Annotated in this window: 9 protein-coding genes; 4 read left to right on the top strand and 5 right to left on the bottom strand. The window is 73.4% G+C overall.

Annotated elements, in window-relative coordinates; all coding sequences use genetic code 11:
- Positions 1–64: 64 nt before the first annotated feature.
- Complete coding sequence (locus AB0G28_RS48785) at positions 65–472, bottom strand: Hsp20/alpha crystallin family protein (protein WP_361106378.1); 408 nt, start codon at positions 470–472, stop codon at positions 65–67.
- Positions 473–712: 240 nt separating this feature from the next.
- On the opposite strand from AB0G28_RS48785, the gene AB0G28_RS48780 reads away from it, so the two are divergent.
- Positions 713–1,702: a hypothetical protein gene (locus AB0G28_RS48780; RefSeq protein ID WP_361106375.1), complete on the top strand. Its 990-nt coding sequence runs from the start codon at positions 713–715 to the stop codon at positions 1,700–1,702.
- 91 nt (positions 1,703–1,793) lie between these two features.
- Here the strand turns inward: AB0G28_RS48780 and AB0G28_RS48775 are convergent, their stop codons facing one another.
- Together AB0G28_RS48775 and sulP are read right to left on the bottom strand one after the other, a co-directional pair.
- Positions 1,794–2,429: a CBS domain-containing protein gene (locus AB0G28_RS48775; protein WP_361106373.1), complete on the bottom strand. Its 636-nt coding sequence runs from the start codon at positions 2,427–2,429 to the stop codon at positions 1,794–1,796.
- A 145-nt stretch (positions 2,430–2,574) separates the two neighbouring features.
- Positions 2,575–4,272, bottom strand: coding sequence for a sulfate permease (gene sulP / locus AB0G28_RS48770; protein ID WP_361106370.1), 1,698 nt, complete (start codon positions 4,270–4,272; stop codon positions 2,575–2,577).
- A gap of 263 nt (positions 4,273–4,535) precedes the next feature.
- Between sulP and AB0G28_RS48765 the strand changes: the two genes are divergently transcribed.
- From AB0G28_RS48765 to AB0G28_RS48755, 3 genes are all read left to right on the top strand, one after another.
- Positions 4,536–4,967 (top strand): hypothetical protein, encoded by a 432-nt coding sequence (locus AB0G28_RS48765; protein WP_361106367.1) that lies wholly within the window; start codon positions 4,536–4,538, stop codon positions 4,965–4,967.
- Positions 4,968–4,971: 4 nt separating this feature from the next.
- Positions 4,972–5,925 carry a magnesium transporter CorA family protein gene (locus AB0G28_RS48760; RefSeq protein ID WP_361106364.1) on the top strand — a complete coding sequence of 318 codons (954 nt, stop codon included), beginning with the start codon at positions 4,972–4,974 and terminating at the stop codon, positions 5,923–5,925.
- A gap of 79 nt (positions 5,926–6,004) precedes the next feature.
- The gene (locus AB0G28_RS48755; RefSeq protein WP_361106361.1) at positions 6,005–7,024 is read left to right on the top strand and encodes a hypothetical protein; all 1,020 of its coding nucleotides are present in this window, start codon (positions 6,005–6,007) and stop codon (positions 7,022–7,024) included.
- A gap of 22 nt (positions 7,025–7,046) precedes the next feature.
- Here the strand turns inward: AB0G28_RS48755 and AB0G28_RS48750 are convergent, their stop codons facing one another.
- Both AB0G28_RS48750 and AB0G28_RS48745 read right to left on the bottom strand, forming a co-directional pair.
- Positions 7,047–7,568: a flavodoxin domain-containing protein gene (locus AB0G28_RS48750; RefSeq protein WP_361106358.1), complete on the bottom strand. Its 522-nt coding sequence runs from the start codon at positions 7,566–7,568 to the stop codon at positions 7,047–7,049.
- A gap of 10 nt (positions 7,569–7,578) precedes the next feature.
- The coding region (locus AB0G28_RS48745; RefSeq protein ID WP_361106355.1) for a 4Fe-4S dicluster domain-containing protein at positions 7,579–8,068 on the bottom strand (490 nt) is incomplete at its 5' end.

Here is an 8,068-nt window from a genome sequence, read left to right as displayed (position 1 = left end):
TTCCCCGCCCCCCCGGGTGGGGGGGGGGGGGCCGGGAAGGGCCGCGCCCACCACGGAGGGTCACCTAGTCCTTGGTGACCTGGATCTTGACGTGCTTGTCGCGCGGGTGCGCCGAAACCGGCATCGAAATCTCGAGGATGCCGTCGGTGTACGTCGCCTTGACCTTCGCCGGGTCCGCCCCGGCCGGCAGGCTGACCGTGCGGCTGAACGTGCCGTAGAAGAACTCGCTACGGCCCTCCGCGATCTCCTTCGCCTCACGCTCGGCGGAGATGGTCAGCAGCCCGTTGTGCGTGGTCACGGAGATGTGCTTCTCCGGGTCGAACCCGGGCAGCTCGGCCCGCACGACGAATCGTCCGTCCTCGGTGGACTCTTCGATCCGGACCGGGTTGTGCTCGGCGAACGGCCAGGGGTTCTCCAGCCACGCCGCGATGCTCGGCAACGCCAGGCGTGAACCCGGCACCAAGGCAGTCATCGGAGTTTCTCCTCTCTGCGACGACGGGTGTCGCACCACAAGGAGACCTCGGACCGGGGTTGCCGCGCCGCGGCCGGACTACCCGAACACCGGGGACCTTCGTCACCGGCTCGTTCCGGAGCCCGATCAGCAGCTCGATTCGGTGACTTTGTCCCCTTCCCCCGGCGTCCCGGCCCAAGGGACCGTCGTAACCAGCTCGGGGATCGACAGCGTGCCGCTCCGCGGCGCCGAAGGGAAACCATGACACCACCCATCACCTCGATCGGCCTGCTCGACCCCGATCAGGTGAAGTCCGTGATCGGGGCCGCGGTGCTCGCCCCGTCGACGCACAACACGCAGCCCTGGCGGTTCCGCTGCACCAGCGCCGGCCTCGAACTGCACGCCGACCCGGACCGCGCCCTGCCGGTCGCCGACGCCGACCGGCGCGAGCTGCTGCTTTCCTGCGGGGCGGCGCTGTTCAACCTGCGCGCCGCGATCCACGCGCTCGGGGCCCACCCGGCCGTGACACTGTTTCCCCGGCGCGACGACCCCACGCTGCTGGCCGTCGTACGGCCGTTCGCGGCCCGCCGGCCCGATCCCCGCCTGGTCGAACTGGCCGACGCCATCCCCCGGCGCCACACGAACCGCACCCCGTTCGAAGCGGGCTCGATCCCGGCGTCCCTGGTCGCCGAGCTGCGGCACGCCGCCGAGGTCGAGCAGGCCTGGCTGCCACGGCTCGACGCGAACCAGCTCGAGGGACTCCGTGAACTGGTCCACAAAGGGCACCACGCCCAGCTGGCCGACCCGGCCTTCCTGGCCGAATGGCGGCACTGGACCGGGCGCGATCCGGACAGCCGCGACGGCGTCCCCGAGTACGCGGCCGGGTCGACGCCCTCGAACAACGGCGGCTGGGTCCTGCGCGACTTCGGCTCACAGGATCGCGGCCGGCCGGACGACTCCGAACCCCTCGTCGTGGTCATCGGCTCCTTCGACGACACCCGCGTCGACCGGATCCGGGCCGGCCAGGCGATGCAGCGGGTCCTGCTGACCGCGACCGCCGCGGGGTTCGACGCCTCGTTCATCTCCCAGCCGGTCGAGGTTCCCGCGGTGCGTGCGGAACTGCGCCGGCTGCTGGGCGGGGGCCTGTGGCCGCAGATCGTCCTGCGGCTCGGCCGCGGCGCGCCGGTGCCGTGGACCCCGCGCCGATCCCTGGCGGACGTCCTGCTGGAGCCGGCTCCGTCCGGCGCGTGAGCAGCTGCCGGATTCACTCGCCCTGGTGGCGGGCTGAGCATGTCGCGCCGGCCGCGCCCGGCCACGTCGTGGCGCTCAGCGCGGCAGCGGATCAAGCCACGTCGTTCCAGACGTAGTCCAGGCGGTTGCGCACTTCCACCACGCCGGACAGCTCGTGGATCAGCCGCGTCACCGGGTCGATGTCGCTGCGCCGCTCCACCCGCCCCACGACCGTCACGATCCCGGCCCGCACTTCGACGCGCACCCGGTCCGGGCCCAGGTTCAGCCGCTCGCGCAGCACCCGGTCCCGGACCTCCCGCTCGAGATCCGCGTCACCGCGGGTGAAGACGCCGACCAGGTCACGACGGGACAGCACGCCCGCCGGCTTCCCGTTCCGCAGCACGAACAACCGCCGCACACCGGTGCGCGCGAACTTCGCCGCCGCGACCGCCAGCGGCGCCTCCGCGTCGATCGTGACGACCGGGCTGGTCATCAGGTCCTTCGCCGCGCACGCCGTCGCCTTGCGGGCCAGCCGGCGGTCGCGCCACCGGGGCTTCGGGTCGTCCCACAGGTGCGGCAGCAGGTCCGCCTCCGAGACGACGCCGACGAGCGCACCCGTCTTGTCGACGACACCCACCGCGCTGATCCCGTTCCCGGTCAGCAACTCGGCGATGTCCTTGAACGGCGTCTGCGTGGTGACGGTGATCGGGTCGGCGGTCATCACCGCGGACACCGTGCTGGTGGTCATGTCAACTCCCTCGTTCCGTGCGGACGACCATCACGGGACATCCCGCGCGGTGCAACCGGATCCGACGGTAGGCCGCCCGCGAGTGCGCTCGCTGCTGTCGTTCGTCCTCGCGCGTGGTGACCTTCGGCCGCTCTCGCACCGGGCGTCACGGATCTTCCCGGCCCGGAAGCGGCTGGAACGGCCGGCTCTCCGCCGCCGCCCAGCCGCGATAGGCACCCACGGCCGTCGGGAGGGTCGGGAAGATGCGCTCTTCCCCCACCTTCGCCACCAGCCCGGCGGCGACGAGGTCGTCCCGCAGGTCCTGCTTGACCCGCGCCATCGCGAACACGACGTCGCGCCGGCCGAGGTCCTCGCGCAACCGGTCGAGGGCGTCGGCGGCCGTCACGTCCAGTTCGACGTTCGCCTCCGCGTTGAGCACGAACCATCGCGTCGTCTCGTCCGCCGCGGCGAGGGCGCGCCGCCGGAAGTCCTCCGCGTTGGCGAAGCACAGCGGTGCGTCGTACCGGTACACGACCAGCCCCGGCTCGGTGGTCGCCGCCGGGTAGTCGTCGACGTCGTGCATGCCGGCCAGGCCCGGCACCGTGCCGAGGATCCCGTCGTGCGGACGGGCGATCCGGCGCAGCAGGTCCAGGATGGACAGCCCGACCGCGGCCAGCACGCCGTACAGCACGCCGAGTCCCAGTACCCCGACGGTGGTCAGCAGGGCGAGCAGGAGCTCGCTGCGCCGGAACCGGGCGAACCGGCGCAGCTCGCGGACGTCGACGAGGTGCCACGCGGCGAAGACGACCAGCGCGCCGAGCGCCGCTTTCGGGAACGCCGCCAGCAGCGGCCGGGCGAACAGCACCGTGAGCACGACCGTGGCCAGCGCGACCAGCGAGTGCAGCTGGGTCCGGCCGCCGACCGCCGCGCCCAGCGCGGTCCGGCTGCCGCTGCTGCTGACCGGGAAGCCGTGCAGGAAACCCGCCGCCACGTTCGCCGCCGCGAGCGCGCGCAGCTCCTGGTCGGCGTCGACCTCCTCACCCCGGCGGGCCGCGAACGCCCGGGCCGTGAGCACGTTGTCGGAGAACCCGACGATCGCGATCCCGACCGCGGGCAGGACCAGCCGCCCGACGTCGGCCGCGGAAACACCGGACACCGCGGGCGGCAGCCCGGCGGGCAGCGCACCCACGACGTCGAAGCCCGCGAGCCCGGACGCGACCAGCGTCGCCACGGCCATCGCGACGAGCGGCCCCGGCGCCCACGGGACGAGCCGTTCCAGCAGGAAGAGCAGGGCCAGCACGCCCGCCGCCAGCCCCACGGCCGGCCAGCGCACCTGGGCGAGCCCGGCGAAGAAGGAACCGGCCTCGGCGAGGAACTCGCCGCCGTGGACCGGGACCCCGGTGACCTTCCCGAGCTGGCCGGTGACCATGAGCACGGCGATCCCGGCCATGTAGCCGGTCAGCACCGGCTTCGACAGCAGTTCGGCGAGCACCCCCAGCCGCGCCAGCCCGGCCACCAGGCACAGGCAGCCGACCATGATCGCGAGCACCGCCGCCAGCGCCGAGTAGTGGGCGGGATCGCCCGCGGCGAGCGGCATCAGCACCGCCGCCGTCATCAACGCCGTCGTCGACTCGGGGCCGACCGACAGCTGCCGCGACGAGCCCAGCAGCGCGTACACCGCGAGCGGACCGACCGCCGCCCACAGCCCGGCGGCCGGCGGCAGCCCGGCCACCTCGGCGTAGGCCATCACCTGCGGGACGAGGTAGGCGGCGACGGTGACCCCGGCGACGACGTCGCCGCGCAACCACGCGCGCCGGTAGTGACGCAGGCGCGTGAGCCCGGGCAGCACGGCTGAGGTGTCCATGTGATCGAGGATGCGGGCCGGGAGAACCGCCGGGCTGCGGCCGTAAGTCCTCCCGCACGGGGACTTCCGGCCGCTGCGGCGAAGCGCAGAGCCGCCCCGCGCGCCGGCGCACCACCTCCCGGCGGACCGAAAGTCCTCATTCGGACGGGCCTTCGCCCTGCCGGAACCAGGGCCCCCGGGCCCCGGAAGCCGGGACGGTCCGGCCCTCGTCGCCCGGCCCCGCCCCGGCGCACCCTGGATCCCGACGAAAGTTGAGGCACCTCATGGACGCACACCGCGGATCCGCCCCGGCGACCACAGCCGAGCCGACGCCTCCCCGCCGCAACCGCCTCGCCCTGTGGCCCGCAGGCTTCGTCGACGCCCGCTACGCCGACGTCACCGACCGGCGCCTGGCCCGCACGCTGACCGCGGAAGACCGGTCCGAAGAGGACGGCCTGGACCCGCTGGAGCGCGTCACCTGCCGCACCCACCGCCGCTGGCTGCACGACTGCGTCGCCTCGCCACTGCACGTCGTCGTCATCACCGGCACCCGCTGGTGCCGTGCCTGCGAACGCGCGCTCGACGTCGCCATCGACCAGCTGGCCGGCGACGTCTCGGTCCGCTGCCCGTCCTGCGGCGACACCCCCGCCACCCGGGCCACCCGCCAGCTGGTCCGCGCCTGCCGCGCCAGCCTCGCCGCCGCCCACGACTGCTGAGCCGATGATGCGCAGCCGGTTGTACCGCAGCGGCGTCCTCGAACGCGAGGACTTCCCCGCCACCGAAGCCGCCCACCACCTCGCCGACCCGTCGGTGACGCTGTGGCTGGACCTCGACGCTCCCACCGCGCAGGACCTGGCCGCCCTCACCACCGAACTCGGGCTGCACCCCCTGGCCGTCGCCTCCGTGCTCGACGAAGACCACCAGCGCCCCAAGCTCGTCCGCTACGACCGGCACTCCTTCCTCGCCGCCTACACCGTGCACGTCACCGACGGCGCCCTGGCCGCCTCGGAGCTCGACGCCTTCGTCACCGACCGCGTGCTGGTCACCGTGCACCGCAACAACACCACCGACATCGACGCGCTCACCGCCCGCTGGGACACCACCCCCGAACTGGCCAAGAACGGCGCCGGATTCCTGCTGCACGGCCTGCTCGACTACCTCGTCGACGGCCACCTCGACGCCGTCCAGGCCCTCGACGAACAGGTCGAGGAACTCGAAGACCTCGTCTTCGCCGACCGCGTCGACCACACCGACCTGCAGCGCCGGTCCCTGCGCCTGCGCCGCAGCCTCAGCCGGCTGCGGCACCTGGCCGTCCCGATGCGGGAGATCGTCGCCGCCCTGATGCGCCACGACGACACCCTCCTGCCCTACTACCAGGACGTCTACGACCACGTCCTGCGCGTCACGGAGTGGACGGAGTCCCTGCGCGACCTGATCGCCACGATCCGGGAAACCCAGCTGAGCATCCAGGCCAACCGGCTGAACACGATCATGAAGAAGGTCACCAGCTGGGCCGCGATCATCGCGGTGCCCACCGCGATCACCGGCTTCTACGGCCAGAACATCCCCTACCCCGGTTTCGGGCAGGCGTCCGGGGTGTGGGTCTCCACGCTGGCCATCCTGGTCATCTCCGCGACGCTGTACGCGCTGTTCAAACGCCGCGACTGGCTCTGACCCCGCCGGTGGCGAAAGTCCCCGGGCCGGTGTTCGATCGGCCCTGCCGTGGCCGGCCGCGGCCGCCTGTACTGGCGGGATGCCGACCACGACCGAAAAGCCGATCCGCCCCGGTGTGCCGGACCGGTTGCTCCTCCGCCTGCTGCGATCCGGGCTTTCCCCGCTGCTGAACGGGACGCTCACCGGCCTGCGCTACCGGCCCGCCCGGGCGCCGGAACCGATCGCGTTCCCGGTGCGGTACGCCCGCTCGGGCGACCGGATCCTGGTCGTCGCCGGCCACCCGGAGGGCAAGCGCTGGTGGCGGCACTTCCGGCACGCCGCACCGGCCGAGGTGCTGGTCGGCAACCGTTGGGTAGCGACCGAAGGCAGCCTGCTCACGGGTCCCGCCCGAGCCGCGGCGGCCGAGGCCTACCGCCGGCGGTTTCCCCGCGCCGGACTGCCGGCCGGGACGCCGGTCCTGGCCTTTCCCGCGCCGCCGGCGGCGCTGCTGCGGGGCACCGCCCTGGCCCGGCTGTGGTTCTCGGTCGTGACGGTCGCCGAGTTCCTCGGCTTCTCGATTCCGGCGGTCACCGGTGCCCTGACCGCGGACAGTCCCGCCGTCGTTTCCCTGCCGGCCTTGCTGCTGGCCGGCGCCGCCGAAGGGGCCGCGCTCGGAGCCGGCCAGGCGCTCGTCCTCCGGCACGCGCTGCCTGCCCTGAGCTTCCGGCGATGGGTGGCGGCGACGGCCGCGGCCGCGTCGTTCGCCTACCTCGTCGGCCTGGCGCCGAGCACGTGGGCCGCGGCGCTGACGACGTGGCCGCCCTCGCTGCTCTGGCCGGCGGCCGGTGTGCTGGGAATCGCGCTGCTGCTGTCCATCGGGTTCGCGCAGTGGCTGGTCCTGCGCCGCCACCTCGGCCGCTCGGCTCGCTGGATCGCCACCACCGCCGCCGCGTGGCTGCTCGGGCTGGCGGTCTTCCTGGGCGTCACGATGCCGCTGTGGCAGCCCGGTCAGTCGCTCACCACCACGGTCCTGATCGGCGTCTTCGGCGGCCTGCTGATGGCCGCGACCACGTCGTCGGTCACCGGCCTCGCCGTCGCGCACCTGCCGGGCCTGCGCTGAACCGGTCCGCCGCGACCGCCGTTCAGGACACGGTCCGGCGCACGGACGCGCCGAGCGCCGCGCCCCACGCCTGGGCCCGGGCCAGCTCGCCCGGTTCCGGACCGGCGTCGACCGGGTCGGTGCCGACGAAGAAGCTCTCGGCGGGCGCCACCGCCCGGCCGCCGAGCCGGCTCAGCCGCTTCACGGCGCCGAGCGAGGCGGCGCCGGTGAACAGGCGCGGCTTGTCGATCCGGGTGTCGAACGCCGCGAACGCGAGCCCGTGCGGCAGCGATCCGAGGGAGCCCAGCCATTCCCGGAGCCCGGTCCGCGACCGCATCGGGTAGTCCACCTGCTCCGCGGCCGACTTCCGGGTGGCGGCCCGGCTCAGGCCGTGCACGTGGGTGGGCCCGCCGACGACGAGCAGTTCGACCCCGGTGAGGTCCGCCGGCGCGTCGTCGACGTTCACGACCTCGGCGCCGACCGACCCGGACATTCCGTCGGCGATGGCCCGGGCCACCTTCTCGGTGGCGCCGTACATCGATTCGAACACGATGACGGTTCGCATTTCCGCCTCCTCAGCTTTCCTCGGGCACCATTTCGATGGCGCCGCACGGGCATTCGGCGACACAGATCCCGCATCCCTTGCAGTAGTCGAGATCGATCGCGTACCGCTCCCCCGGGTCGAGCTTGATCACCGCGTTGTCGGGGCAGACGCCGTAGCAGTTGTCGCATTCGAAGCAGTTGCCGCAGGACAGGCAGCGGCGTGCTTCGAACAACGCCGTCGACGCGTCGAGGCCGCCCTTGATCTCGTCGAAGGTGGACACCCGCCGGGACAGGTCCAGGTGCGGCCGGACGGTCCGGTCGGCGTCGCTGTAGTACCACGTGTTGAGGTCGCCGAAAGTCGCCTCGCGCCGGGCCGGTGGCTCCGGCACGACGGCCTCGCGCAGCCAGGCGTCGATCTCCCGGGCGGCCCGGGCGCCGTGTCCCACCGCGACGGTCGCGGTCCGGCCCGACGGCACCATGTCGCCGCCCGCGAAGATCCCCGGATGGCCGGTCATCATCCCC

This window comes from Amycolatopsis sp. NPDC021455 (assembly GCF_040640995.1).
Lineage (GTDB): Bacteria > Actinomycetota > Actinomycetes > Mycobacteriales > Pseudonocardiaceae > Amycolatopsis.
Note: the sequence above shows the minus strand (reverse complement) of the source record. Positions and strands in the feature narration are given on the sequence as shown.

Coding starts and splice junctions, on each gene's coding strand:
- AB0G28_RS48785 (WP_361106378.1), bottom strand. CDS start 472: ATGACTGCCTTGGTGCCGGGTTCACGCCTGGCGTTGCCGAGCATCGCG.
- AB0G28_RS48780 (WP_361106375.1), top strand. CDS start 713: ATGACACCACCCATCACCTCGATCGGCCTGCTCGACCCCGATCAGGTG.
- AB0G28_RS48775 (WP_361106373.1), bottom strand. CDS start 2,429: ATGACCACCAGCACGGTGTCCGCGGTGATGACCGCCGACCCGATCACC.
- sulP (WP_361106370.1), bottom strand. CDS start 4,272: ATGGACACCTCAGCCGTGCTGCCCGGGCTCACGCGCCTGCGTCACTAC.
- AB0G28_RS48765 (WP_361106367.1), top strand. CDS start 4,536: ATGGACGCACACCGCGGATCCGCCCCGGCGACCACAGCCGAGCCGACG.
- AB0G28_RS48760 (WP_361106364.1), top strand. CDS start 4,972: ATGATGCGCAGCCGGTTGTACCGCAGCGGCGTCCTCGAACGCGAGGAC.
- AB0G28_RS48755 (WP_361106361.1), top strand. CDS start 6,005: ATGCCGACCACGACCGAAAAGCCGATCCGCCCCGGTGTGCCGGACCGG.
- AB0G28_RS48750 (WP_361106358.1), bottom strand. CDS start 7,568: ATGCGAACCGTCATCGTGTTCGAATCGATGTACGGCGCCACCGAGAAG.